The following is a 25,600-nucleotide window of genomic DNA, read 5'->3' on the forward strand; positions in this document are numbered from 1 at the left end:
AAAAAAGGATAAATATCTATGAGTAATCACAATTTTATGAGCAGTGATGACATTCGCCATGAGTTTTCTATGGCCATGTCAGCGATGTATCAAGCAGAAGTACCGTTATATGGCGATCTTGTTGATTTGGTCACTGACGTGAACACAGAGGTTTTAGCTGCTCAACCTGATATCAAAGCGCAGCTTGAGCATACTGGCGAAATGAATAGGCTCAGTATGGAGCGTCACGGTGCCATTAGAGTGGGTACTGCTGCTGAGCTTAGTATGATGCGTCGATTGTTTGCAGTGATGGGTATGTATCCTGTGGGCTACTATGATTTGGCCCCAGCTGGTGTGCCTGTACACTCCACCGCATTTCGAGCGACTGATGCAACGTCATTGAGTAAAAGCCCCTTTCGAGTGTTTACGTCATTATTACGTTTAGATCTTATTGGTAACGAAGCGCTCAAAGAAGAGGCTGTAGCAGCATTGGCCCGCCGCAATATCTTTACTGATACTGTCATCGAGCTCATTGAGTCTTTTGAAGTGCAAGGTGGTTTGAGCAAGCAAGCAGGCCAGCAGTTCGTCGTTGAGGCATTAGAAACGTTTCGCTGGCATGACAAAACCCCTGTGTCAAAAGCGCTGTATGAAAAGCTGTTGCAGCAACATGGTCTCATCGCTGATGTGGTCGGGTTTAAAGGCCCACATATCAACCACCTAACACCTCGAACGTTGGATATTGATACTGTACAGCACAGCATGCAAGCAAGAGGGATACCGCCAAAAGCGATCATCGAAGGGCCACCAAAACGAAATTGCCCGATTTTATTAAGACAAACGAGCTTTAAGGCACTAGAAGAAGCGGTTCGCTTTAAGAATACGTTGGCCGATGCAGGACAAAGTAGCTATGAGCAAGGCCAACATACGGCACGCTTTGGTGAGATTGAGCAGCGCGGTGTGGCATTGACGCCAAAGGGTCGAGCACTATATGACAAACTGCTGAGTGACGCTCGTGAAAAGCTAGGTGTGACCCCAAATGAAGCCAATGCCTCACAGTATTATCAGATTTTAGAGGCGACATTTGCTGAATTCCCTGATGATTATCAAACGCTACATAGAGAGGGTTTAGCGTATTTTTATTATCAACCAGTGGATAACAGCAATACTGACTTGCAACTCACAAGCTTGGAGACGGCTGAGTCCAAATCCGCGATTATCGAGCTGATCGAAAAAAACGTGATACGTATTGAGCCTATTGTTTACGAAGATTTTTTACCTGTGAGTGCGGCAGGAATTTTTCAGTCGAATCTACGTGACACTGAACAAAGTAGTTATGAGGGAAATTCGAATCAACAGGAGTTTGAAAAAGCATTGGGTACTCACGTTCAAGATGAATTGGCTTTGTATGAGACGACCCAAGCTCAGAGTCTGCAAGATTGTTTTGTTGCTTTGCAAAAGATGGCATAAGTGTTAAACACGTATAGTCGGTTCAAAATAGCAAAACCTCTGTCTCACTATTGATAAAAATAGTAGCAGCTATTAATGCGTTTTTATTTACTATCTTAGGGAATATATCCGGTGAATAATTTTTCAGACCTCTCACAAGGGGTGGTTGATATTATCATACAAAAGTTGCAACAAGATCATGATTTCGACGCCAGCCAAATAAAAACCGACGCTGAGAGCTTAGAGCACTGGGGTAAAGACTGGACCAAGCATTTTGCTCCAGCTGCATCTGCCATCGTCTTTCCAAAGACCACCGAGCAAGTGCAGTCCATCGTACTCCTTGCCAATGAGCACAACGTCGTCCTGACACCTAGTGGCGGCCGTACTGGTCTGTCTGCTGGTGCCGTGGCGGCTAATGGCGAGATAGTCGTGAGCATGGATAAAATGAACCGTATCGGACAATTTTACCCTGCAGATCGCATGGTCGAGATTGAAGCAGGTGTGGTCACCGAGCAGCTGCAACAGTTTGCTGAATCTAAAGACCTATACTACCCTGTCGACTTTGCCTCAGCAGGTTCTAGTCAAATCGGTGGCAATATCGGTACCAATGCTGGCGGTATCAAAGTCATTCGTTATGGCATGACCCGTCAATGGATTATGGGCTTGACTGTTGTTACGGGTAAAGGTGATATCTTGCATCTCAACCGCGGTATGGTAAAGAATGCCACGGGTTATGACCTGCGCCAGTTATTTATCGGTAGTGAAGGTACACTTGGACTCGTCACTCATGCACAAATCAAACTTGAGCGTCAGCCCCAAGATTTAAACGTTATGGTGCTTGGTATGGACAGCTTTAATGACGTTATGAACGTACTCTCTGCTTTTCAAGCACAAATTGATTTGACGGCATTTGAGTTCTTTGACGATGTAGCGATTGATAAGCTAATGGCACATGGTCAAGTACAAGAGCCGTTTGAATCCCGTACCAAATTTTATACGCTATTAGAGTTTGAAGCACCGTACGAGCCGATCATGGATAAAGCCATGGCGATATTTGAGCATTGTATGGAACAAGGCTGGGTCGTCGATGGTGTCATGAGCCAGAGCTTGGCACAGGCTGAAGAGCTGTGGAAATTGCGCGAATACATCTCCGAGACCATCTCAGTATTTACGCCTTATAAGAACGATGTATCTGTACTGATAAGCTATGTCCCTGACTTTATCACCGAGATTGATCACATCGTCAGTAGCAACTACCCTGACTTTGAAGTCTGCTGGTTCGGTCATATCGGCGATGGTAACTTGCATCTTAATATCTTAAAGCCTGAGAACATGAGCAAAGATGATTTCTTTGCAGAGTGTCAAATCGTCAACAAACACGTGTTTGAGACGGTGCAAAAATATGGCGGTTCGGTTTCAGCTGAACATGGCGTCGGTATGACTAAAAAGCCTTATTTACAATATAGCCGCAGCGAGATAGAGATTGAGTACTTACGAGAGGTAAAAAAAGTCTTTGATCCGAATAACATTATGAACCGTGGCAAGATTTTTGATATGTAAGAAGCATGCTAAACGCTTAACCCAAATAAAAAGACGCTAACCCGAAAGGCTAGCGTCTTTTTTAATATCTTTAATTTTAAGGGGTTGTCTACATACCAGTGCATAATAATGTAATCATAAAATTTTCATTATTTTTTATATATTGGTAAAACATAATGATCAATAAAAAAGTACCTTCAATTTATTGGAAGTTCTTAATGAGGTAGCTTAAATACAGGTTTTTCACAAATCCTAATACTAACAGTATCACCTAAACTCTTTCATGATATGGGTTGTTCCAGTTTTATTTGGATTAGACTATATCAATAAATTCAGAGTATCAAAATCAATAGTATTAGCAGTTCTTTGAAAAGTAAGGATCTACAAATGAAAATTTTAAGTGATGAACAGCAGAGGACTAATCTTTCATTCAAAGTATCAAAAAAGCGTACCCACATTGTGAGTACGCTCAACACTGACAATTATAAGAAAAGAATATCTGAACGAAAGTAAAGTCTGACTCAGACCTAGGTTGCTATAGGTCTATCTAAAGTAGCTGGTGTCACGCTACCATGTTTACTGTCCACTGCTGCAGTAAGATTCACTAAGAAGATAGCGATGGCTGCGATAATACCTGGTATAGCAATAAATAAGAAGTTCATCTGATGGGTCAGCTCTAAGGTGAGTAGCGCACCAGTTAGGATTGGACCTACGATAGCACCAATACGCCCAATACCTGATGCCCAACCCATAGCCGTCGTACGTACAGCGGTAGGATAATATTGAGCCACAAAAGTATAGAGCAGAATTTGTGAGCCGATAGTGGTAGCGCCAGCAATCGCAATAAGGGTATACAGTACAAACCCCGATATTAATAGCGTCACCTAAGAAAAGTAAGTTTCATACCCCAGTTCTCTGCACTATATAAATAATAGCATATAGAGATTTTCTGACTTGTCAGAGTAAGGTTATTACATGGCATATGCAGATATTGATGATATTTTAAACACTGAACCGCCCCGGTATTGTCGGAGACTCAACATTCTGAGAGAATACGACAATGAAAAGACAAACCTACACTCCTGAGATTAAAGAACGCGCCGTTCGTATGCTGATTGAAGCGTCTGGCGACTATCCCTCCACATGGTCAGCGATTCAAGCCATAGCGTCAAAGATTGGCTGTACACCTGAAACCCTGCGATCCTGGCATAAAAAGCACATAGACCAAACCATTCCCGCCTCAGTGCAGGCTCAAAGTGACAAAGAGCGTATCAAAGAACTTGAACGCGAGAATAAAGAGCTTAAACAAGCTAATGAAATCATCAGAAAGGCTGCGGCTTTTTTCGCCCAGGCGGAGAAGGGCCGTCCACCCAGATAATGGTTCAGTTTATTGATGACTATAGAGGTAGTTATGGGATCGAGCTGATTTGTAGAGTACTACCGATTGCCCCGTCAACTTATTATCGTGCTGATGACTTGGTTAATCGTAACTTTAGCGCTCATCGCCCTAACCAGCTCTGGGTGGCAGACTTTACCTATATCAAGACGATAAGCGGCACCGCTTTTATTATTGATGTGTTTGCTCGCGCTATCGTCGGCTGGAAAGTATCGAATCGTATGAATACCGATATGGTAATGGCAGCATTAAATCAAGCGATAACAGATAGAAATAATCCCAAAGATGTGATTCATCACAGTGATCGAGGGGTTCAGTACTTATCTATTCGCTATACCGATAAGATGATGGACTGCGGCGTGATTGCTTCTGTTGGTACAACAGGCGATTCATACGATAATGCACTGGCTGAAACGGTCAATGGACTTTATAAATCTGAGGTGATTGACTATTTAAAGCAGAACTGGACTGGTGTGAACGATGTTGAACTGGCAACCCTTGAGTGGGTGGATTGGTTTAATAAAACCCGTTTACATGGCACGATTGGATATGTGTCACCCTTTGAGTTTGAAAAGCGGTATTATGATAGTTTAATCCTGTCAGGAATCGCTGCCTGACTCAAGTAAATCACTCTCCGATAAAGTCGGGGCGGTTCACTTGGATATACTGTAGGGTAACATCATCGCTTGATTTAGCTTCACGATGATTGAGCAAGCGTTTAAGGACTGGATAGCTGATGCTTGAGTTATTAGCTACCGTTCCAAAAGTGCGGCGCAAATCATGTGGTGTAATATATAAATTTGTTTGATTACTTATGGCCTTATAACTACGGCTTAAATCTTTTATATGGTCATCGCTGGCTTTCAAGTGACTTGGGAATACCCATTGCTTGCCTGAACTCAACCTCCACCTTTCCTTAAGTATAGCCTGTAGAATATTACTAGTAGGCATATGATAATTAGAACCATTTTTTGTAGCTTTAAATACTATCCTGCCAGCTTTAAGGTCGACGTCAGACCACTTTAAGGGCTGCGCTTCATTTAAACGCACACCAGTGAACATAAAAAGTAGCATGATATCTCGTGCATTATTGCTATGGGGCGCTTGCATGTGTGAGCTTCTATCAACATAATTCAAAAGTGTTTTGAGGTACATACCTAAATATTCTTCTTCAACATGTTTAGTACGCGGCTTAACTATATTCCAATCTTTCTTGGCGTTAAGTATGCGTACTGGTTGCTCTTTAATTAAAAAGTCTTCGTTATCATCTAAAAAGCTATCACGGCAATAATTCCAAACTGACCTTAGAGCTCTCATAGTTGCGTTAGCCTGAGCTTTACTATGCTTGCTTATCTCTTATCATTGACTTAGATATATCGTTTAAGGATATATCTAGCCAGTCTTTCAGATTCTGTAGTATTTGACGATCATAATCAGTAATAGTACTTTTAGCTAATTCAGTCTTTACTGATTTAAAATAGGTATATGCATCTCTTAGTGTTGGTACATTATTAGTCTTATCTTTATGCTCTTCCAAGTTTTCATGAAGCCCGTCATAAACATGCATACCTTTTTTTATATTTACCATCATTATGCTGGCTTTTTTACGTGCTTCGGTTAGTGTAATCAAGTGTGTTTCTTCTACTTCATCTCGATATAGCTTTCCATTTATGCGTTTATGTAATGTATAGCGTTTAGACTGCTTACCTACACGTAGTGCAAATCCAGTCAATACATCATCCATATAGATATCAGTACCTTTAGCGGTATAGTCTATTGAATCAACAAATTTTTTGGTAAGTTTAACCTTCATATATCACCCATGCAGCAGCAAATAACCATAGTGTTAGTAGTTATCATACTTTAATTACTACAAGGGTCAAAGTATCAAGATAGTATCAAAAAAATAATTACATCAATGCTTTTACATAAATTTTAAACAATAAAAAACCCTTACAAGCCAATGACTGTAAGGGTTTGAATTTGGTGGGCCCAGTAGGACTTGAACCTACGACCAAAGGATTATGAGTCCTCTGCTCTAACCAACTGAGCTATGGGCCCTAACGCTAGACGGACAATGATACCTGAATTTTCTAATTTTTCAAGTAAAAGATAGGTAGTAATCAAGATATTTTTTATGATGCTCTACTTTTCTATCAAATATGACTATCAGCCAATGTCAGGCTGCGACCACCATCAACAGTAATAATCTCAGCAGTAACATAATTGGCCTGTGCGAGGTACAACACACTATGGACAATCTCGTCAGGTCGACCTATACGCTGCATAGGAATTGAGTCAATGATATCGCGCTGCTGCATCTTTTTAAATTTTCTTAACATTGGTTTCTTGCTTGCAAGTGCTCAATTCTGGCTTGTCGTAATGCCGCACCAATCGCAGGGCCTGTTAGTGCTGAGTCAATATCCTGCATACTAATGGCATAAAAGCTATTCAATGCTATCATCATCTGACGGTGCTGTGTTGCCAATTGCAACACGTGGCTGGTCACTAATAGCTGCGATAACTTATCAGGCTCTTTATGAGCGCCGCAAGTTTGTATGAGGTCAATTTTTTCAGCCGCGCTTAAATGGCTTATTGTGCTTAGCTTTGTGGCTTGCTGAGCGAAGAGAGTCGAAAATTGAGTGTGTGCCTTTGGTACCTTAGCGGCGTTGCCTATATCATTGATACCTTTTATATTGGCTGCTTTATTTACGTTTTTATTTGTATGTTCTGAGGTAAATAAAAATGAATTAAGGCTACTCATTAATAGCGCCCAACGTTGTGACAAGTTCAATTTCATTTGCCCTGCGAAATATAGCGCAGTCTGTACCGTTTCACGTATCTGAGTATTAGTCCAAGTTTCATGTAGTGGGGCAAAATATTCTGTGAGCGCACCAATCTCAAACAGTTGTTGCCAGTATACCTGGGGCGATAGCTGCATGGTTGCACGGCTAGATTCTTGCCAAATACGCTCTGCACTTAAATGCGCAAGCTCTCCAGAGTCAACCAATTGGCGCATCAACGTCAAAGTTTCATCAGCAATGATAAAACCTAGGTCATAATAACGGCTATAGAAGCGAGCGGTTCGAAGCACTCGTAGAGGGTCTTCGCTAAATGCACCTGATACATGACGCAAGGTTTTGCTTTCTATATCAGCCATTCCACCATAATAGTCAATGACGTCACCGTTGATAGGCGTATCATCAGTTAAGCTGGTGACTTCTATCGCCATGGCATTAATCGTCAAGTCTCGACGTTGTAGATCCTCTTTTAAGCTGACGTTAGGACTGGCATGTACGCTAAAGCCTTTATACCCCAAGCCTTCTTTGCGTTCAGTGCGTGCCAGTGCGTATTCTTCATGGCTATTAGGATGCAAAAATACAGGGAAATCTGCACCCACTTGCTGGAACCCTGCATCAAGCATTTCTGCAACAGTTGCACCAACGACGACAAAATCTTTATCTTTAATAGGACGTGCTAACAGTTGATCGCGTACCGCGCCGCCAACAAGGTAAATTTGCATGAATGCCTCTATCTTTTGTTTTTATTGAGCAAGTGATGACTGATATTGAATAAGGCTACGTTGCGTCTTAGCCAATGTATAACAAGCAAAAAAAACCAGTCAACGCTATTTAATAGCATTGACTGGTTTTAGTATAGCAGACAGTCTCTATAAATGCATAACAGAGACCATCTCGATAACACATACTACTAGGTAGCGCAGGATATATTACTGATTTTCGCTCGCCAAATCTTGAGCTTCAGTAACGGAAAGAGCGGTCATATTGACGATACCACGTGCAGTTGCTGATGGTGTGAGAATATGTACCGGTTTGCTAGTACCTAATAAAATAGGACCAATAGAGGCGCTACCAGTTGCTGTCTTGAGTAGGTTAAAGGCAATATTTGAGGCGTCAAGTGTTGGTAAGATGAGCAGATTTGCAGCACCTTTCAACGGACTTGATGGCATGTTGTTTAAACGAATATGTTCATTCAACGCGGCGTCACCTTGCATCTCACCGTCGAATTCAAAGTCTACATTCATGTCTGTTAGCAGTTCATAGACCTTGCGCATTTTTACAGCACTGGTGCGATTTGAAGCGCCAAAGTTAGAATGAGAAACTAGTGCGACACGTGGTGTAATACCAAAGCGACGTAATTGATCAACCGCCAAGACAGTCATTTCAGCCAATTGTTCAGCCGTTGGATCTTCGTGGATATAAGTATCGGCGATGAAAATATTACGATCTTGCATGAGTACCGCATTCATAGCATAGAAGTCGTTCACACCTTCTTTTTTGCCAATAACGCTTTGCACATATTTTAAGTGCAACTGATAATGGCTAAACGTACCACATACCATGCCATCTGCAGCGCCATTTTCGACCAATAGTGAGCCGATCAATGTGGTCTTACGACGAACATCACGACGAGCAAGTTCAATACTCACACCAAGACGTTTGTTCTTCTCGTAGTAACCCTGCCAGTAGTCTTTATAACGAGGATCGTCATCGATATTGACGATAGAGATGTTCACGCCATCTTTTAGACGTAACCCTAGTTTTTCGATATTGGCTTCGATGACTGAAGGACGACCAATTAAAATAGGTTGGGCTAGCTTTTCATCAACGACCACTTGCACAGCAAGTAAGATATTATTGTCTTCACCTTCACAGTAAACGATACGTTTTGGATCGGCTTTAGCGCGAGCAAAGATTGGTTTCATCACGAATGCAGAGTTATAGACAAACTCAGACAGACGCTGACGATAAGCTTGCATATCAGCGATAGGTAAGGTTGCAACGCCTGAGTCCATCGCAGCTTGAGCGACCGCAGACGCGATCTCGATGATTAGGTTTGGCTCTAAAGGTCCTGGAATCAGGTAATCACGACCGAAACTTTGCATTTTTTCAATGTTTCTAGCGCTGGTGGTCGGCGTTGCTTCAACGTGTGCCATCGCAGCGATAGCTCTTACGCAAGCGACTTTCATCTCTTCGTTAACAGTCGTGGCACCAACATCTAATGCGCCGCGGAAGATATAAGGGAAGCATAAAGCGTTGTTTACTTGGTTTGGATAGTCTGAGCGACCCGTTGCCATGATGACATCTGGACGTACGGCGTGCGCCAATTCTGGCATGATCTCAGGCGTTGGGTTAGCAAGTGCAAAGACGATAGGGTCTTTTGCCATACGGCGAACCATATCTTCAGATAACGTACCAGGCATCGATAGACCAAGGAACATATCGACATCATCCATCACTTCGTCGATAGTGGTCGCAGTCGTCTCACGCGCATAGCGCTGTTTGGTTTCGTCAAGATTTTCACGGATAGTCGTAATGATACCGCGTGAATCTGAAACAAAGATATTGTTTTTGTTTACACCAAGTGCGCAAATAATATCTAAACAAGAAATGGCGGCGGCACCGGCACCTGAACAGACGATTTTAATCTCTTCGATTTTTTTGCCAGTAATCAATAGCGCGTTGAGCATCGCTGCTGCAACAATGATTGAAGTACCATGTTGGTCATCATGAAATACTGGAATGTTCATGCGCTTACGTAATTCGCGCTCAATTTTGAAACATTCTGGTGCTTTGATGTCTTCTAGATTGATGCCACCGAAAGTAGGCTCAAGAGAAGCAACGGCTTCGATGAATTTATCTGGATCATTTTGCGCAATTTCAATATCAAAAACGTCGATACCTGCGAATTTTTTGAATAAAACCCCTTTACCTTCCATTACAGGCTTCGATGCCAATGGCCCGATATTACCTAGACCCAGTACCGCTGTACCGTTGGTGATAACACCAACCAAGTTGCTACGGGCGGTATATTTAGCCGCTAACGTCGGATCTCTTTGAATCTCAAGACAAGGAACTGCCACACCTGGTGAATAGGCAAGTGCTAAGTCACGTTGGTTTGCCAACTGCTTAATAGGGGTGACAGAGATTTTGCCTGGACGTGGGAACTCATGATAATGTAAGGCAGCTTGTTCAAACTGCTCTTTTTCTGTACTAAGGTTATCCGTATTCAAAGTGGTATCGTCATTCATAATAATTGCCATGGTTAGAATAAATTGGAATAAAGTAAATGGAGATAAAAATAACGTTTTACCCTCAAAAAATCATGGAATAATAATCCTCTAAGGGCAACGTGACGCTAAACAGTTAATAATTTAAAGTGTCAGGATTAGCGATTAAGCATTGAGCCAAAAAAGTAATCTAGTGGAATAGTTATTCTAGCACTATTGCCAATTCACTGCCTAGTCAGCTGCCGTGAACGGCAAGAATAATATAGTAAAATGATATTCATTATTTAGCCAATTAATAATGCCAAAAAATAGGGTTAAATATCAACCTTAATCTTATAATGTTTCAAAATATTACAGAATAGCAGTTTAATAACATATCATTAAGACGAGCAACTAATCGGCATTTGCGGCGCATGTGGGGTAGGCGGCATCGTGTCGAGAAGGGTAGCGATTGCTTGTACCTGATAAGGGTTAGCCAGTAAATCGAATACTCGATTCACTTCTTCGAACTGTCCTTGTTCTGCTGCCGTAATGGCACGCTGCGCCATACTATTACGCAGTACATAAACAGGATTATTGTGCTGCATATCATCGATAGCTTGCTCAAGTGGCTGCTGCTGTATTTGCGCCATATAACGAGTCGACCAATCTTGCCAGACTTGCTGGGCATCATCGCTAAGCTCATTCGTCATGGTTGACAATAGCTGCTCTTCATAATGGTGCCCATTCGGCGCGACCAAACCGAGTAGCGCACGGAAGCTATTGGTATAGTCTAGCAAGTTGTCTTCTAGTAAGGTTAGCCATTCAAAAGCCAAGGTTAAGCTCTCTTTTGCATGCGTCAGCCCAAGCTTGAGGCACAGTCCTTGCTGATAGTGCTGCATAAAGGTTGGCTCATAAGGCGCTAGACAGTCTGCTAACGCCTCACGTGTTACGCCCTCTAAGCGCATAAAATGTGGCAGCCAAGCATTGAGATTCCAGTGACCGATAGCTGGCTGGTTTTGATAAGCGTAGCGACCAGTATGATCAGAGTGGTTGTTGATCCAAGCAGGGTTGAAGCGCTCCATAAAACCAAATGGACCAAAGTCTAAGGTGCTACCAGTGATAGAGAGGTTGTCAGTATTCATCACGCCATGCGCAAAGCCAATCAGTTGCCAGTCAGCAATCATTCGTGCGGTTCGCTCAACCACCGTGGTTAAAAATGTCAGTATGGGAGCGTCACTATCACGGCACTCTGGATAATAAGTGTCGATCATATAATCAGTGAACTCAGCGAGTAAATCAGGAGCAAAGCTGGCAATCCACTCGATATGACCTAAGCGAATGTGACTATCAGCCACGCGCATCAATGCCGCACCTGCTTCCATGCGCTCACGGCGCACCCTCGTATTGGAGACAACAAATCCCAAAGCATTAGAGGAAGGAACACCTAATTGTGTAAGGGCATGACCACATAAATACTCGCGAATAGTACTGCGCAAGACAGCGCGACCATCACCCATCCGCGAGTAAGGCGTCAGACCAATGCCCTTAAGGTGCAAGTCTTGCAATTGATTATTATTATCGAGCACTTGTGCCATCAGCAAGCCGCGCCCATCACCCAATTGACCTGCCCATTGTCCAAACTGGTGACCCGCATAAACCATGGCCAATGGCTTAAAATCCGCTGGCACGTATTGACCACCAAGTATCTCTACCCAATGTATCATCAGATCTTTATCATCTGTCCAGCCTAACTGCTGTGCAACGTGCATGTTGAAGTGTCCAGCACGTGGATTGTCCAGCGGCGTCGGCGGTTGCTCATGATAAAGGCGAGTGTCTAGATTGACATAGGTATTTTGATAGCGCATACAAGCCGTTCCTGCTTTTGAAGTATAAGTAAAGTGTAGGGGCAATAAAAGCACTATAGCATAGCCTTGATATTACATCATTTCACTCTGTCCATCTCTTGTAATAGCACACCCAAAAACCATGAGTAATATTGAATGCATTTAGCCTATCAAACAAAGATATTGCTTCCACTTGTCCTTTTGATTTCTATAAATCAATGTTCGACACGATCTATAAAAGATGAGCAAAAAAATCCCTCTATCTGTAGCAGATAGAGGGAAAGAGAAGCTTTACAATTATCGTCCATCACAAAGGTAATAAAATACAGTTTAATAATCAGCGATTATGCCGCTTTTTTACTGATTCCGATAGAGCGAAACGCGGTTTTTAAGTTGCTGTTATGCTCAAGGATTTTCTGTTCAATTTTGGCATAGTCATGCTTTAGCTCATCTTCCACTTCATGCAAGCGATCGGCATATTCTGTCTTTTTCAGCTCAATCGTTTTGGCTTTGAGTGCTTGCCATTCTTCAACAGTCTGCATAAAGGCATCATATTCAAACTTAATACGGTCTTGGAAGCTCTTCATCGCATGAGGAAGATCAATGCCGCTTACTGCTGCTGTATCGATTTGCTGCTGAGCCGCTTTAAATTGCATTCGTACTTCTGCATGCTTGATAGTGGTGTCATCAACGGTACGTAGCTCACTGGTTAAGCCCAGCTTTGATAGGCCAGCAATCAACCATTTAGTAGGATCATACTGCCACCATTTTACACCGTTACGATAATCGTATTGGAAGAAGTGATGGTAGTTATGATAACCCTCACCCCACGTAAAGATAGCTAAGAAGAAGTTATCGCGAGCAGTATTGGTATCCGTATAAGGACGCGTGCCAAACATATGACATAGCGAGTTAATAAAGAAGGTAAAGTGGTGCGTCAGTACCAGACGTAGTAAGCCTACGATGACCAAAGTACCCCAAACATCACCCAATAACCAACCGATCGCAGCGACTGCACCGATGTTCAATGCCGCAACCCAGAGACCGTAATATTTATGCTGAATCTGTAAGGTTCTATCTTTGGTTAGGTCAGGGATATTTTTATAGTCAAATTTACCGCTAGGATAATTGCGTAGCATCCAGCCCATATGACTAAAGAAAAAGCCACGCTTTGCTGAGTACGGGTCTTCTAAGCGGTCATCGACATGACGATGATGCGTACGGTGACCAGAAACCCAATCAAATGCTGAACCTTGTACGGCAAAGGTGGAACCTAGCAATAAAAAGTTTTTGACGATTGGATGCGCTTTATAAGCACGATGCGATAGCAGGCGATGATAACCAGCGGTAATACTAATGCCTGTCCATACCATAAAGGCACCAAATACGCCCCAAACTGGCGCGCTAACATCATGAGTAAACAAATACCATGGTGTAATGATCGCAGCAGCAATAGGTGTGGCTACCAAGATAGTCGCTGGAATCCAGTTGATCGGCGCTTTTGTAAACTCAAACTCGCGCATATCAATGCTGTCTTTTTTAGTAGAGACATCTTGCTCTCCCGCAGCATGGGCGTAGTTGCGTTTGGCAACAGGCTGCTCATTAAGCGAGCTTGCAGTTTTACTCTCGTCAAAACGTGTCTTAAAACGTGTGGCTTGAGTGCTGGCGGCTTTGATAAGCGTATCACCAGATTTGATAGCGAAACGTAAGCCTTTAAGCGGTAAGCCAAGTGCTTTTTTTGCAATCATATAATATCCCTAGCGGTATTAATTTAAGCCTATATGATACCTTAAAAAATCAATAAAGTGAACAGTTATACACTGTAAAAATATTGCTAAATAACAATAACTTGTATTGATTATGGAATGTATTAACGAAAATAATGGATGACTTATCAGGCATTGAGGAGAAGTGTAAGTAACACCGTAGATATGTAGATGATTTTAAATAAATCAAATAAAGGCGATGCTTATTAACCCAGCAGTAAATGACTTGGATAATCAGTGATGATAACGTCAGCTTGCCATGCGATCAGCTGTTTAATCGTGTCAATATCATTGACCGTCCACGCACTCACTGGCAAGCCATGACAGTGGCTATGTTTAATGACTGCTCGACTAATCAGCGGATAGTGGATACCTAGCTGAATACAGCCAAGTTGCAAGGCGGTATTCGGTGCAGTCATTAAGACTTCAGGTGTGCGAATGAGCAAGCCGCGAGAGATATGCTTTAGTAATGGATGACGTTGTAAGCGAACATGTAGCTCTACATCGAAACTGGTCAGCACAATGGGTAGTTTGGCAAGTGGGCTATCGATGAGGTTGTGTGTCAATGCTTTTACCAATTTAGCATAATCAGTACGGTCATGCGTTTTAATCTCCAGTTCAATATCAGTAAAGCCCTTTAGCAACGGCACTACCTGCCCTAATGTCATAATCTGATGACCAAACTGCGAATGGCGTTGAATCTCAGCAAGATTTAACTGATCAACACGTGCTTGCTGACCACACATGCGTTGCAGCGTGTCATCATGGAACACGATTAAATGACCATCCGCACTCAGTTGTACATCAAACTCAACCCCTGCTAAACCCTGAGTGTTGAGACGTTGAGCGTACTCAAAGCCTGAAAAGGTATTTTCTAATGCTTCGCCACGCGCACCGCGATGACCCAATAAAAGCGTGTTTTCGAAATTTATCATAATTTATATGGTTGGTTAGTGATACGCGCAATCATATAGTGCTAAAACAACAGCGTCTAATAAAATTTGCTCGATAAAGCAATATTACTATGTGGTTCCTTTTATCCAAAAACTTTATAGAGATGAGCTGAGCGAAATCTTAGAATAGGTTTACTGTCTGTCAAACATTCAACAGACCTAGTTAATCGCGGTAGTCTAAAAGCGTATTTATAACGAATTCATAAGTATGTATTTGTTATGTTTTTGCAACTAAATACAGGTTTTACCTATAATGAAGGGCGTTATTTGTATATCCATGGGCTACACTAATGAACATTTTATTTAAACACCGTATAATAATCTGGTTTTCAAACCTAGGGCAGCTAGGGTTGCGGTTTGAACATCAATCACTGTCCATCAGTGGCGGTACGTATTAGTAAATTGGGAGCAAAAGAAATATGAGCGTAGCAAATAAAAACGTGAGCAAGTGGTATAAAGTGGCTGGTATTGGCATGGTATGTGGTTTAGCGCTTGCTGGCTGTGATCGCTCAGAGAAGGAAGATACCACCGAGACGGCAGAGCTCACAGAGCAAGAGTCTGCGTCTACTGAAAACACCGCAGCTACTGCGGTGAGCTGTGATGACCCAATGGTACAAGATCGTCTCAAAACGGCTCTAAAAAACACGCTCAATCAACAAGCACAAACGCTGGCTGCCAACTACGCAAATGATGCAGAGATCAGTCTCGCTAGCGGCGCTATCACTAATAAAACCAACGGCATTGTGATTGATGTACAAAATGCTGCAGTATTACAAGCAGCCAATGACAATGGTATGACGACTTGTCAGGCAAGCGTGAGCATGACGTTACCAAGCGAAGATTTGTATCAAGCCAGTCAAGTACAAGCAGCCAACAATCTACCGAGCCTACAATCACGCTTAGCGCAAAATAACATCCGTATCAATAACAACATGTTGGTTGATGATGCCTTTACTTATGTCGTTGGTACTCAAGGCGGTCAAGTACGCACACGTATTGCTGGGCAGCCAGCATTGATTACTGTGGTCGCCGATGTGATGGCAGGTTCTGTATTTAAATCAGCGATGGATGAGCAGCGTGCCCAACGTAGCGCAGAGCGCCGTGCAGCACAAAACGATGACAGTCAGTCAGCACCCGTTCGTCAGCCTCAAGTAGTCAAGCCAGTTGAGCCGATTCGTCCTACTCAGCCTGCCACGCCGCCGACTATCAACAATCCAAGCAGTAGTAATACGGATAGCAGCGCGTCAGCCACTCCTGAGGTCAAAACCCCAGCCACACCAGCTGTACCGAAATCAGTACCTAAAGATGAAAGTATCGATATGGTCATTATTGAAGATGACAGCGCTACTTACTAATTAGTAAGATTTGAGCTGTTTTCGAACCATATTGTCGTGATTGAATAGTATCGATTAGTCAATAAAAAGCCCGCAGTGTTAAGGTTGCGGGCTTTTTTATATTTTATTCTAGGGCTTAATTCTAGGGTCTGCTTTTAGCGTTTTAGTCCACTGAAGTAGTCCTGCGTAATTATTTTTTATCAGCGAATTTTTGTAATACCTGACTGTCCCATAAGACTTCAGAGACTTTATTGGGATCTGTACAAAAGCGAGCAGCGACAAACAACCAATCCGATAAGCGATTGATAAAGCTCACGGCCGTACTGCGAATCGCTTGTGGACGCTCTTGCTGCAATAGCACTGCTTGGCGCTCTGCACGGCGACAGACTGTACGCGCAACGTGCAGTTGGCTGACCAATACCGAACCTGTGGGCAAGATAAAATCTTTTAGCGGCGGCAAGGTCATATTCATCGCATCAATTTGCTGTTCTAACCATGTAATGTGAGTGGCATTGACGCCTTCATATTGTGGCATAGCCAGCTCACCACCGATATTAAACAATAAATGCTGAATGATGATTAACGCTTGAGAAAATTCTTTCTCTATAGATTGCCCTTTATTATGCTGTAATTGAGCGCGTACCAGACCAATGTGTGAGTTAAGCTCGTCGATATCACCCATTACGCTAAATAGATTATCTGCTTTGCTGACGCGGCTGCCGTCTGCCATGCCAGTGCTACCGTCATCTCCAGTACGCGTATATATTTTGCTTAAACGATTGCCCATATCTAAATCCTTAACAGTTTTTTATGATTGAATGATGTTAGTTGCGGGCTCATTGTAGTATTTTATGGCTGTTTTCGCTAAGATAATGGGTTAGGTTTTATGTTGCCGCTATTTTTACAGTTATAGCGACCATAGTCAGTACTGTTTAATATCCAAACATTGATTATATTTTTGTTTTTATTTTATCTATTTCATTTATATTAAAAGGCTTTTAACCATGACCACACCACTTGCCGATGCGATGTCTCAGCTTGCTATTTATGACTCACTGACTGGCGGAAAACGTCAGTTTGTACCACTCAAATCAGGGCAAGTAGGCATGTATGTGTGCGGTATGACCGTTTATGATTATTGTCATATTGGGCATGCTCGAATGATGATTGGGTTTGATATGGTGGTACGTTGGCTTACGCAATTGGGTTATGACGTAAATTATGTTCGCAATATCACCGATATTGATGACAAAATCATCGCGCGCGCCGCCGAGAATGGCGAAGAGATAGGTACGTTAACGCAGCGTTTTATTGAAGCTATGCACGAAGATTTCGCAGCACTTGGTTGCTTGGCACCTGATGCTGAGCCTCGGGCGACTGACCATATTGATGACATGCAACACATGATTGAGACGCTGGTTACAGGTAATTATGCGTACACAGGCGACAATGGTGATGTCTACTATGCCGTCGATAATTTTGCAGATTATGGTAAGTTGTCTAAGCGTAATCTCGATGAGATGCAAGCAGGTTCACGTGTCGATGTCGAAAATGACAAACGCAATCCGTTTGACTTTGTCCTGTGGAAAGCCGCGAAACCTGATGAGCCGCAATGGGCGTCACCATGGGGACAGGGGCGTCCAGGTTGGCATATCGAATGCTCAGCGATGTCGACCAAGTGCTTGGGTAGTACCTTTGATATTCATGGCGGTGGTCACGACTTACAGTTTCCGCATCACGAAAACGAGATAGCGCAGTCTGAAGCCGCGACTGGCTGTGAATACGCGCGTAACTGGATGCATGTCGGTTTCATTAATGTCGATGGCGAAAAAATGTCTAAGTCATTAGCGAACTTTTCAACCATTCGCGATGTGATAGCAAAATACCTACCTGAAACGGTGCGCTTTTTCTTATTATCAAGCCATTATCGCAGCCAAGTCAATTTTTCTGACAACGCATTGGATGAAGCACATAATAGCCTAAGCAGATTGTATAATGTATTAAAATTGGCCGAACAACAAAAAGGGCAGACGCTCATAGTTAGTGATGCGCTGATAAATGATGCTTATAGTAGCAGTGCCGGACAAGACTTTATCAAAGCCATGAACGATGATTTTAATAGTTCAACGGCGATCAGTGTATTGTTTGGGCTGGCGCGTGATATTAATAAAGCCATTAAAGCCGAAGACGTAGACACCGCATGGCAATTAGCAGAGCAGCTCAAAGCGTTGGCACAGGTACTCAATATTTTACAGCAGCCAGTTCAACAGTTTTTGCAAGCAGTGATTGGTGACAAGGCGGATGATGATTTAACCGATGACACTATCGATGGTTTAATCATTGAGCGTGCGGATGCCAAAACCAATAAAAACTTTGCGCGTGCTGATGAGATACGTGAGCAGCTAAAAGATGCTGGTATTGAGCTTGAAGATAGCCGTGCTGGCACGACATGGCGCCGCGCTTAAGGCAATCACGTTACAGAACACCTATATAGATAGTCATAAACTAAGTCAGCTTTGAGCTGGCTTTTTTTATAGGCTAAACTAGGGTATATCATCATTCTAAAAATGGTGCTAAGAACAAGACAAATTGCAGTCAAACAAGAAAGATGAAGCTAAATTGGCTATGCAATATATGTAAGAATAAGCTTTGTAGGCAAACTTTAAGAGATGCAAACATCAAGTGAATTAATGGCTTTTAAAATATGAATATTCTCAAAAAAAGCATTGTTGGCGGTCATCGTATAGCAATTGATACCGACAGTGACCACTATCCTAACCCCCAGCGTTGGAATGTGCGCGCCAGTACTTTGTCATTACTATTGGTTTTTTTTATAGTCAGCATGAATGCTGTGTTTGCACCCGCTAATGCCGCAAGCACTAGTGATATGCAAAGCGATAGCGAACAAGCTGCGGATGAGCAGTCTAGCTCATCATCAACTTCAATCAGTAAGCCCGATAATCTGGCTGAATATGCCACTCAGAAAATCAATACAATTAAAGACGAAAGCCTCAGCATCTCTGGCGTTGCAGAAGAAATATTTGATCCTACCGAGCGCAATGCAGTAGAGCAAGCGCGTAATTTGCAGGGCGATTCTGGACTGACGGGTGAATACAATGAAAGTTATTATTTGCTAGACAAGCTCAATGTAGGCTTGCCGCCGTTGTCTGAGCCGCCAAATTTAACCACGCCACTAGCGACTTTAGAATTTTTTCAATCGGCGGTCATGAAGCAACAATACGACTTGGCTGCTTATGCACTCAACATGAATTTAATCGATCAGAAAATTCAGCGTAACCACGCGCTCGAGTTATCAAAACGGTTGGATTTTTTGTTAACAGAAAAAGAGCTTTACGTCTTTGATGATCTGCCAGATCGCCCAGATGGTTTAATCGAGCCGCCACTTGGCAATACCAGTAGTATAATGGGTATCCCTAGACGTTCGATTCAGTTAGGCTATATCGACTATCGTGAGCGCCGTGTCCCCATCTATTTGCAACGAGTACGGGTTGGTGAAGCTGCGCCTATTTGGGTGTTTTCTGCACAGACAGTTGATAATATCGACAATCTCTATGAGCAATATCATCCAGCGGAATTTGAGCGTTATTTACCTGGGTGGTTAAAACTTAAGATTTTCAGTATCGCACTATGGGAGTTTTTGGCATTAGCACTGTTTTTCTTAGTGACCATGGGAGTAGGGTGGTTACTCAGTAAAGGCACGGAAAAAATCATCAGCCGTTATATCGATGATGAGAAATACAGCAATTATGTTGGTAGTACTAATGGCGTGGCAGATTTGGTTAATAAGCTGACTGTACCGTTGACTTTTACCATCAGTTTTTTGCTCGTCTTTACTTTGGTGTCAGGCGGTTTTCCTTATTTGGATGCAGTCGCTTCATCGACTCGTCCGCTTATCTGGATTGGGCTAGTATTTAGCACCTTATGGCTTGGCATTCGCGTTATTAACTTTTTCGCTAATCGCTATCAAAGCCTACAAATTGAAAATCTGGCTGAAGAGCACTTTGATAAAGAACGCCGTCGCCGTACTTATGTATCGATATTTCGCCGCGTCTTTATTTTTGTCATGATTTTGGGCAGTATTTGGATTGGTCTCAGTGAATTTGCCAACATGGAAGGCCTTGGTAAGACGCTATTGACCTCGGCTGGTATCGCAGGCGTGGTCATTGGAATTGCCGCGCAGCCGATACTGGGTAACATTATTGCTGGGGTACAGGTGGCCGTGACCCAGCCGGTACGGATTGGCGACAGTGTGATAATGGATGGCAACTTTAGTACCGTTGAAGACCTGCGTTATACGTATGCGGTACTCAAAACATGGGATGAACGTCGATTAATCGTGCCGATGCGCGAACTGATCACCGAAATGGTAGAAAACTGGTCACATACCGAAGTACATCAGACTTGCCCTGTGTTTTTATATGTCGATTATGGCGCAGATATTGACGCCATTCGCCAGCAATTTATATCGGCGGTTAAAGACAATAAGCTTTGGGACAACAAAACTGAGCCTGAAATGTTTGTCGTTGAGGTGACTGCCAACATTATTCACTTGCGCGGCGCTGTTTCAGCGGTAGGTCCCATAGAAGCATGGACACTGGCCTGTGAGATACGTGAGCAGATGCTAAATTATTTATATAGCAAACAAAAAGCTTATCTGCCTGCTGAACGTTTGATATTGAAGGGTAAAGACCAGTAACCGACGATTGAGTATACTTTCTATGCTTTTAAATAGCTGAGCTTTACAGACGTCGATATCGATAGACAAGCGCTAGCAAAATAAGCTGACAAATATAGCATGCGATTTGTCTGATTATTTGTTATAATATGGCGTTATTTTTAAGGGATAAATGAGCGATTAAGAGTAGGGGCGTGCTATATTTGTGCAAACTTATTAGCATCAATCAATTGCAATTTTCGAGTGTCTCTGTTTGTTTAATCACAAACACCGGCTGGCTCATTGCTGATTATCTAAAACTTTGTGATACAAGGTCTTTAATTTTAAGACTTTAGCTTCATAAAGTCATATCGGTGATTTTGGTTGATTGTCTTAATGCCAAAAATATCCCACCCATCAAAATAACCACCACTAGGGGTCTGTATGTTGCGAATTGTCGATGAAGCCTTAACCTTTGATGACGTTTTATTGTTGCCAGCTTATTCTGAAGTCTTGCCAAAAACTGCCGATCTGACGACCCGTTTGACCAAAAATATCACGCTGAATCTACCGCTGATTTCTGCCGCGATGGATACCGTGACCGAATCTGAAATGGCCATTACGATGGCACAACTAGGTGGTATGGGTATCTTGCACAAGAGCATGGATATCGCCAAGCAAGCGACACAAGTACGCCGCGTCAAAAAATTTGAAGCAGGTACGGTTGTAGATCCGATTACTGTGCATCCAGAGATGACGATTGGTGATCTGCTACAGCTGACGCAAGACAATAATATCTCAGGCGTACCTGTGGTAGAAAGAGGCACTGATAATGTCGTGGGTATTGTGACTCACAGAGATTGGCGCTTTGAAACCAATCTGTCTTTGCCAGTTAGTAAAATCATGACGCCAAAAGATCAGTTGGTGACAGTACATGAAGGTGAAAGCAACGAAAACATCAAGCGTCTGCTACATGAACACCGCATTGAAAAAGTCATCGTTATCGACGATCATTTCCGCTTACGTGGTTTGATTACGGTTAATGATTTTGCAAAAGCTGAAAACAATCCAAATGCTTGTAAAGATGAGCAAGGTCGTCTACGTGTTGGTGCTGCTGTTGGTACTGGTGCAGATACCCAAGCGCGTGTTGAAGCGTTAATCGCTGCTGACGTCGATATCATCGTGGTTGATACCGCACATGGTCATTCAAAAGGCGTGATTGATAAGGTGTCTTGGATTAAGAAAAACTACCCACACGTGCAAGTCATCGGTGGCAATATCGCAACAGGGGATGCCGCACTTGCACTACGTGATGCAGGCGCTGATGCGGTAAAAGTCGGTATTGGCCCTGGTTCTATCTGTACTACGCGTATCATCGCTGGTATCGGTGTGCCGCAAATCTCAGCTATCGATAACGTCGCTAGCGCATTGAAAGACAGTATTCCACTGATTGCTGATGGCGGTATTCGCTATTCAGGTGATATGGCAAAAGCCATCGCCGCTGGTGCTTCGTGCATCATGGTAGGCTCATTGATGGCGGGTACTGAAGAAGCGCCGGGTGAAGTTGAGCTGTTCCAAGGTCGTTACTACAAAGCTTACCGCGGTATGGGTAGCCTTGGTGCGATGTCAGGCTCAAATGGCTCATCAGATCGTTACTTCCAAGATGCTAAAGATGGCGTAGAAAAATTAGTACCAGAAGGTATCGAAGGCCGAGTTCCTTATAAAGGTCCAGTTGCTGGTATTGTTAATCAGTTGGTTGGCGGTTTGCGCTCATCAATGGGTTATACTGGCTCTGCGACCATCGAAGATATGCGTACCAATCCGCAATTCATTAAGGTGACATCGGCAGGTATGAAAGAGTCGCATGTCCATGATGTTCAAATCACTAAAGAAGCACCGAACTATCGTGTGAACTAAAAGGTGTTTTATAGTCCTGCATTACGTCAACGATAGCTATTTTGCAGGGCTGCCGTGACCTTAAGATACAAACAGCCAACAATGCCTTGTTATTGTTGGCTGTTTTTTTTGTAAAATACACAAGCGGATTATAATAATAACTACTTAGACTGTTTATACGTTATTGTTTGCGTATTCGTCTGGTTTTCACTCTTAGATTTGGGAGCATACATAATGAGCTACTTTGGCACCGATGGTATTCGCGGAAAATTCGGTGAGTCGCCGATCACACCAGACTTTATTTTAAAATTGGGCTATGTGACGGGACGTGTGCTGATAGAGAATAATGACAACCCTGCTCGCAAGCCAAGCGTGGTCATCGGTAAGGATACGCGGCTGTCAGGTTATGTGATTGAAGGCGCATTGCAAGCGGGGTTTAATGCCGCTGGTGTTGATGTGCATATGCTTGGACCATTACCCACACCAGCGATTGCGCATTTGACCCGTAGTTTTAATGCAGATGCTGGGGTAGTTATTTCAGCGTCGCACAACCCTTACTATGATAACGGTATCAAGCTGTTTTCAGGTGATGGCAAAAAGCTGACTGATGAGATGCAAAACTCTATTAATGACAAGCTTAAAGCGATTATGAGTGCCTCTGAGGCGGACAATAATGTGATCATGCCTATTCTTGATCCAGCACAATTGGGGAAAAATAATCGAATCAATGATGCCAAAGGTCGCTATATCGAATTCTGTAAAGGCAGTTTTCCCTATCAGTACGACTTGAGTCATCTGACTGTCGTTGTAGATTGTGCCAATGGTGCAGGCTATAGCGTGGCACCGAGAGTCATGCGTGAGTTGGGTGCCAACGTGATTGCCATCAACAATACGCCTGATGGCATCAATATCAATGCCGACTGCGGCTCTACCCATCCTGAAGGCTTACAGAAAGCAGTGATTGAGCACGAGGCAGATGTTGGTATCGCACTAGACGGTGATGGCGATCGTATTGTGATGGTTGATGAGGCTGGTAATCTGGTCGACGGCGATGGCATTTTATACGTACTTGCTACCCAAGGTCAGACTAAGGCGAAAGGTGTGGTTGGTACGCTCATGAGTAACATGGGCTTAGAGTTGGCACTCAAAGCGGCAGATATTAAATTTACACGTGCAAAAGTAGGCGATCGTTATGTGATGCATGAGCTTGAAGCAAATGGCTGGATACTGGGCGGCGAACCATCGGGTCATATTCTATGTTTAGATAAGAGTCGTACGGGTGATGCCATTATCGCCGGCTTGCAAGTGCTTGCGGTGATGGAAGCACGTGGTAAAGCGCTCAGTGATTTGACCGAAGGCTTTGAAAAATTGCCACAAAAACTGGTCAATGTACGCTTAAGTAAAATGCAAGATCCGTTTGAGCATGAAGAGCTGGTTGCTGCTTTTGCAAAAGCACAGGCCACTTTAGAGGGTCGCGGTCGTCTGCTCATTCGCCAATCAGGTACAGAACCTATGATACGTGTGATGGTTGAGTCGGATGATGAAATAGAATGTGACGTGTTGGCAAATGATTTGGCTGACCATATCAAAGCAGTATTGGGTTAACGTCATAATATAGTTATATTAAAATAAGGAAGATTTTATGAGCATGGATTTTACCGATCAGCGTTTGTCATACGAAAAAGGTGAGCTTGATCAACAGTCCGTCCCAGACTCTCCATTTGAGCTACTAAAAGAATGGATGAATGAGGCAATAGTACAAAAGGTGCAAGAGCCTTATGCGATGAGTCTGGCGACGTGCGGTGCTGATAATAAGCCTAGCGTGCGCATCGTACTTATGCGTGAGATTACCGAAAATGGTGTGGTGTTTTATACCAACTATGAAAGCGCTAAAGGTCAAGATATTGCCGAAAACCCGAATGCCGAAGCGCTATTCTTTTGGCATGAGCTGGAGCGTCAAGTACGTATTAGTGGCAGTATTGCTAAAATCGATGCTAATAAGTCAGATGCTTACTTTCAAAAGCGTCCTCACGACAGTCAAGTGGGTGCGTGGGTCAGTCAACCTCAAAGTGGCGAAGTTGCTGATCGTGAGGTGATGCAAGCCAAGTTTGATGAGCTACAAAACCAATATCCAGAAGATAGCCAAGTGCCAACACCAGAGTTTTGGGGTGGTTACGAGATTACCATTCATGAGATTGAGTTTTGGCAAGGCCGTGCCAATCGTATGCATGACCGTATTGTCTATACTAAAGACAATAACGAAGGCTGGATTACCAAACGCCTTTTGCCTTAAACATATTTGCTATTTATTATTTAGATATAAGCAGAGAGTGATTTCTTAGGTGCTGTTGCTGTTTAGAGCAGCAACAGCACCTAATTTTATTAAAAGCTTTATGGTATAACCTCGAGTACTTGCGACTTTTTTAGCTTTCCTGGGAAGTTTCCTGTAAATATACGGCAGTATAAGGTTTTGTCGTTCTCTAAGTATGTTGAAGAATCAAGTTTAATGCTATAGATGTATTGATCTGAAAGTGTGTCAGCAGTAGGTTTGGTGTTTTTAGGAATATTGCCGCTCAAATAATTATTCGAAGAGTAGTCAGGAATGTATTTATCACTATAGATTCGTTTATCGTTGATACAATGTATATAACTCCCTGTATTTCTAGTTGATTCACGTATTGAAAAATTAGCTTCTGATAGGAAAGTTATTTCATAATATGATGATGTCCGTTTAAATTCGACCAATTGAACTTCCGTGT

General features: G+C 42.9%; 17 protein-coding genes, 1 tRNA gene, 2 pseudogenes and 1 other annotated feature. Of the genes and pseudogenes, 9 read left to right on the forward strand and 11 right to left on the reverse strand.

The window, feature by feature from the left end:
• The first annotated feature begins 18 nt into the window (after positions 1 to 18).
• On the forward strand, positions 19 to 1,446 hold the full coding sequence (locus tag ACI2JM_RS04275; protein ID WP_194196748.1) for a VOC family protein: 1,428 nt from the start codon (positions 19 to 21) through the stop codon (positions 1,444 to 1,446).
• Between the two features lie 141 nt (positions 1,447 to 1,587).
• Positions 1,588 to 2,985: an FAD-binding oxidoreductase gene (locus ACI2JM_RS04280; protein WP_404642636.1), complete on the forward strand. Its 1,398-nt coding sequence runs from the start codon at positions 1,588 to 1,590 to the stop codon at positions 2,983 to 2,985.
• A 506-nt stretch (positions 2,986 to 3,491) separates the two neighbouring features.
• Here the strand turns inward: ACI2JM_RS04280 and ACI2JM_RS04285 are convergent.
• Positions 3,492 to 3,827, reverse strand: a pseudogene (locus ACI2JM_RS04285) (MFS transporter); the annotation flags it as partial.
• A 197-nt stretch (positions 3,828 to 4,024) separates the two neighbouring features.
• On the opposite strand from ACI2JM_RS04285, the pseudogene ACI2JM_RS04290 reads away from it, so the two are divergent.
• A pseudogene (locus tag ACI2JM_RS04290) lies at positions 4,025 to 4,977 on the forward strand (IS3 family transposase).
• Positions 4,300 to 4,416, forward strand: a sequence feature (AL1L pseudoknot). (Overlaps the previous pseudogene by 117 nt.)
• 10 nt (positions 4,978 to 4,987) lie before the next feature.
• Here ACI2JM_RS04290 and ACI2JM_RS04295 read toward each other — a convergent pair.
• From ACI2JM_RS04295 to ACI2JM_RS04335, 9 genes are all read right to left on the reverse strand, one after another.
• A complete protein-coding gene (locus ACI2JM_RS04295) occupies positions 4,988 to 5,677 on the reverse strand; it encodes a tyrosine-type recombinase/integrase (protein ID WP_404642376.1) in 690 nt (229 codons plus the stop codon).
• Between the two features lie 22 nt (positions 5,678 to 5,699).
• Positions 5,700 to 6,173 (reverse strand): hypothetical protein, encoded by a 474-nt coding sequence (locus tag ACI2JM_RS04300; protein ID WP_404642378.1) that lies wholly within the window; start codon positions 6,171 to 6,173, stop codon positions 5,700 to 5,702.
• Positions 6,174 to 6,344: 171 nt separating this feature from the next.
• Positions 6,345 to 6,421: transfer RNA gene (locus ACI2JM_RS04305), tRNA-Ile, on the reverse strand.
• A 95-nt stretch (positions 6,422 to 6,516) separates the two neighbouring features.
• Complete coding sequence (locus ACI2JM_RS04310; RefSeq protein WP_404642380.1) at positions 6,517 to 6,702, reverse strand: SDR family oxidoreductase; 186 nt, start codon at positions 6,700 to 6,702, stop codon at positions 6,517 to 6,519.
• A complete protein-coding gene (locus ACI2JM_RS04315; protein ID WP_404642382.1) occupies positions 6,696 to 7,883 on the reverse strand; it encodes a tRNA nucleotidyltransferase in 1,188 nt (395 codons plus the stop codon). Before ACI2JM_RS04315 ends, ACI2JM_RS04310 begins: the two co-directional genes overlap by 7 nt.
• 207 nt (positions 7,884 to 8,090) lie before the next feature.
• On the reverse strand, positions 8,091 to 10,412 hold the full coding sequence (locus ACI2JM_RS04320) for an NADP-dependent malic enzyme (RefSeq protein WP_060491229.1): 2,322 nt from the start codon (positions 10,410 to 10,412) through the stop codon (positions 8,091 to 8,093).
• A gap of 359 nt (positions 10,413 to 10,771) precedes the next feature.
• Complete coding sequence (locus tag ACI2JM_RS04325) at positions 10,772 to 12,238, reverse strand: YdiU family protein (protein ID WP_404642384.1); 1,467 nt, start codon at positions 12,236 to 12,238, stop codon at positions 10,772 to 10,774.
• 323 nt (positions 12,239 to 12,561) lie between these two features.
• Positions 12,562 to 13,740: an acyl-CoA desaturase gene (locus tag ACI2JM_RS04330; protein ID WP_404642638.1), complete on the reverse strand. Its 1,179-nt coding sequence runs from the start codon at positions 13,738 to 13,740 to the stop codon at positions 12,562 to 12,564.
• A gap of 449 nt (positions 13,741 to 14,189) precedes the next feature.
• Positions 14,190 to 14,918: a glycerophosphodiester phosphodiesterase gene (locus ACI2JM_RS04335; RefSeq protein ID WP_238049623.1), complete on the reverse strand. Its 729-nt coding sequence runs from the start codon at positions 14,916 to 14,918 to the stop codon at positions 14,190 to 14,192.
• 437 nt (positions 14,919 to 15,355) lie between these two features.
• Between ACI2JM_RS04335 and ACI2JM_RS04340 the strand changes: the two genes are divergently transcribed.
• Entirely contained in the window at positions 15,356 to 16,291 is a 936-nt protein-coding gene (locus tag ACI2JM_RS04340) for a hypothetical protein (protein ID WP_238049625.1), read from the forward strand.
• 169 nt (positions 16,292 to 16,460) lie between these two features.
• Here the strand turns inward: ACI2JM_RS04340 and ACI2JM_RS04345 are convergent, their stop codons facing one another.
• The gene (locus ACI2JM_RS04345; RefSeq protein ID WP_404642386.1) at positions 16,461 to 17,057 is read right to left on the reverse strand and encodes a cob(I)yrinic acid a,c-diamide adenosyltransferase; all 597 of its coding nucleotides are present in this window, start codon (positions 17,055 to 17,057) and stop codon (positions 16,461 to 16,463) included.
• Positions 17,058 to 17,274: 217 nt separating this feature from the next.
• Here ACI2JM_RS04345 and cysS point away from each other — a divergent pair, with 217 nt between their 5' ends.
• The 5 genes from cysS (at position 17,275) to pdxH (ending at position 25,134) form a co-directional block, all read left to right on the forward strand.
• Positions 17,275 to 18,735, forward strand: coding sequence for a cysteine--tRNA ligase (cysS, locus tag ACI2JM_RS04350; protein ID WP_404642388.1), 1,461 nt, complete (start codon positions 17,275 to 17,277; stop codon positions 18,733 to 18,735).
• Positions 18,736 to 18,974: 239 nt separating this feature from the next.
• Positions 18,975 to 20,987 carry a mechanosensitive ion channel family protein gene (locus ACI2JM_RS04355; protein ID WP_404642390.1) on the forward strand — a complete coding sequence of 671 codons (2,013 nt, stop codon included), beginning with the start codon at positions 18,975 to 18,977 and terminating at the stop codon, positions 20,985 to 20,987.
• A 402-nt stretch (positions 20,988 to 21,389) separates the two neighbouring features.
• Positions 21,390 to 22,862: an IMP dehydrogenase gene (gene guaB / locus ACI2JM_RS04360; RefSeq protein ID WP_270894978.1), complete on the forward strand. Its 1,473-nt coding sequence runs from the start codon at positions 21,390 to 21,392 to the stop codon at positions 22,860 to 22,862.
• Between the two features lie 213 nt (positions 22,863 to 23,075).
• Positions 23,076 to 24,446: a phosphoglucosamine mutase gene (gene glmM, locus ACI2JM_RS04365; RefSeq protein ID WP_198330422.1), complete on the forward strand. Its 1,371-nt coding sequence runs from the start codon at positions 23,076 to 23,078 to the stop codon at positions 24,444 to 24,446.
• 43 nt (positions 24,447 to 24,489) lie between these two features.
• Positions 24,490 to 25,134, forward strand: coding sequence for a pyridoxamine 5'-phosphate oxidase (gene pdxH, locus ACI2JM_RS04370; RefSeq protein ID WP_404642640.1), 645 nt, complete (start codon positions 24,490 to 24,492; stop codon positions 25,132 to 25,134).
• Positions 25,135 to 25,600 lie beyond the last annotated feature (466 nt).

Origin of the sequence: Psychrobacter sp. NPDC064578, from assembly GCF_044901245.1 — a bacterium.
Taxonomy (GTDB): Bacteria; Pseudomonadota; Gammaproteobacteria; order Pseudomonadales; family Moraxellaceae; genus Psychrobacter; species Psychrobacter cibarius_C.

Bases quoted from the DNA above. Each gene is read 5' to 3' on its own strand.
- cysS (WP_404642388.1), top strand. From the start codon at position 17,275: ATGACCACACCACTTGCCGATGCGATGTCTCAGCTTGCTATTTATGAC.
- ACI2JM_RS04320 (WP_060491229.1), bottom strand. From the start codon at position 10,412: ATGAATGACGATACCACTTTGAATACGGATAACCTTAGTACAGAAAAA.
- ACI2JM_RS04295 (WP_404642376.1), bottom strand. From the start codon at position 5,677: ATGAGAGCTCTAAGGTCAGTTTGGAATTATTGCCGTGATAGCTTTTTA.
- ACI2JM_RS04310 (WP_404642380.1), bottom strand. From the start codon at position 6,702: ATGTTAAGAAAATTTAAAAAGATGCAGCAGCGCGATATCATTGACTCA.
- ACI2JM_RS04335 (WP_238049623.1), bottom strand. From the start codon at position 14,918: ATGATAAATTTCGAAAACACGCTTTTATTGGGTCATCGCGGTGCGCGT.
- guaB (WP_270894978.1), top strand. From the start codon at position 21,390: ATGTTGCGAATTGTCGATGAAGCCTTAACCTTTGATGACGTTTTATTG.
- glmM (WP_198330422.1), top strand. From the start codon at position 23,076: ATGAGCTACTTTGGCACCGATGGTATTCGCGGAAAATTCGGTGAGTCG.
- ACI2JM_RS04345 (WP_404642386.1), bottom strand. From the start codon at position 17,057: ATGGGCAATCGTTTAAGCAAAATATATACGCGTACTGGAGATGACGGT.
- ACI2JM_RS04300 (WP_404642378.1), bottom strand. From the start codon at position 6,173: ATGAAGGTTAAACTTACCAAAAAATTTGTTGATTCAATAGACTATACC.
- ACI2JM_RS04340 (WP_238049625.1), top strand. From the start codon at position 15,356: ATGAGCGTAGCAAATAAAAACGTGAGCAAGTGGTATAAAGTGGCTGGT.
- ACI2JM_RS04275 (WP_194196748.1), top strand. From the start codon at position 19: ATGAGTAATCACAATTTTATGAGCAGTGATGACATTCGCCATGAGTTT.
- pdxH (WP_404642640.1), top strand. From the start codon at position 24,490: ATGGATTTTACCGATCAGCGTTTGTCATACGAAAAAGGTGAGCTTGAT.
- ACI2JM_RS04315 (WP_404642382.1), bottom strand. From the start codon at position 7,883: ATGCAAATTTACCTTGTTGGCGGCGCGGTACGCGATCAACTGTTAGCA.
- ACI2JM_RS04325 (WP_404642384.1), bottom strand. From the start codon at position 12,238: ATGCGCTATCAAAATACCTATGTCAATCTAGACACTCGCCTTTATCAT.
- ACI2JM_RS04330 (WP_404642638.1), bottom strand. From the start codon at position 13,740: ATGCGCGAGTTTGAGTTTACAAAAGCGCCGATCAACTGGATTCCAGCG.
- ACI2JM_RS04355 (WP_404642390.1), top strand. From the start codon at position 18,975: ATGAATATTCTCAAAAAAAGCATTGTTGGCGGTCATCGTATAGCAATT.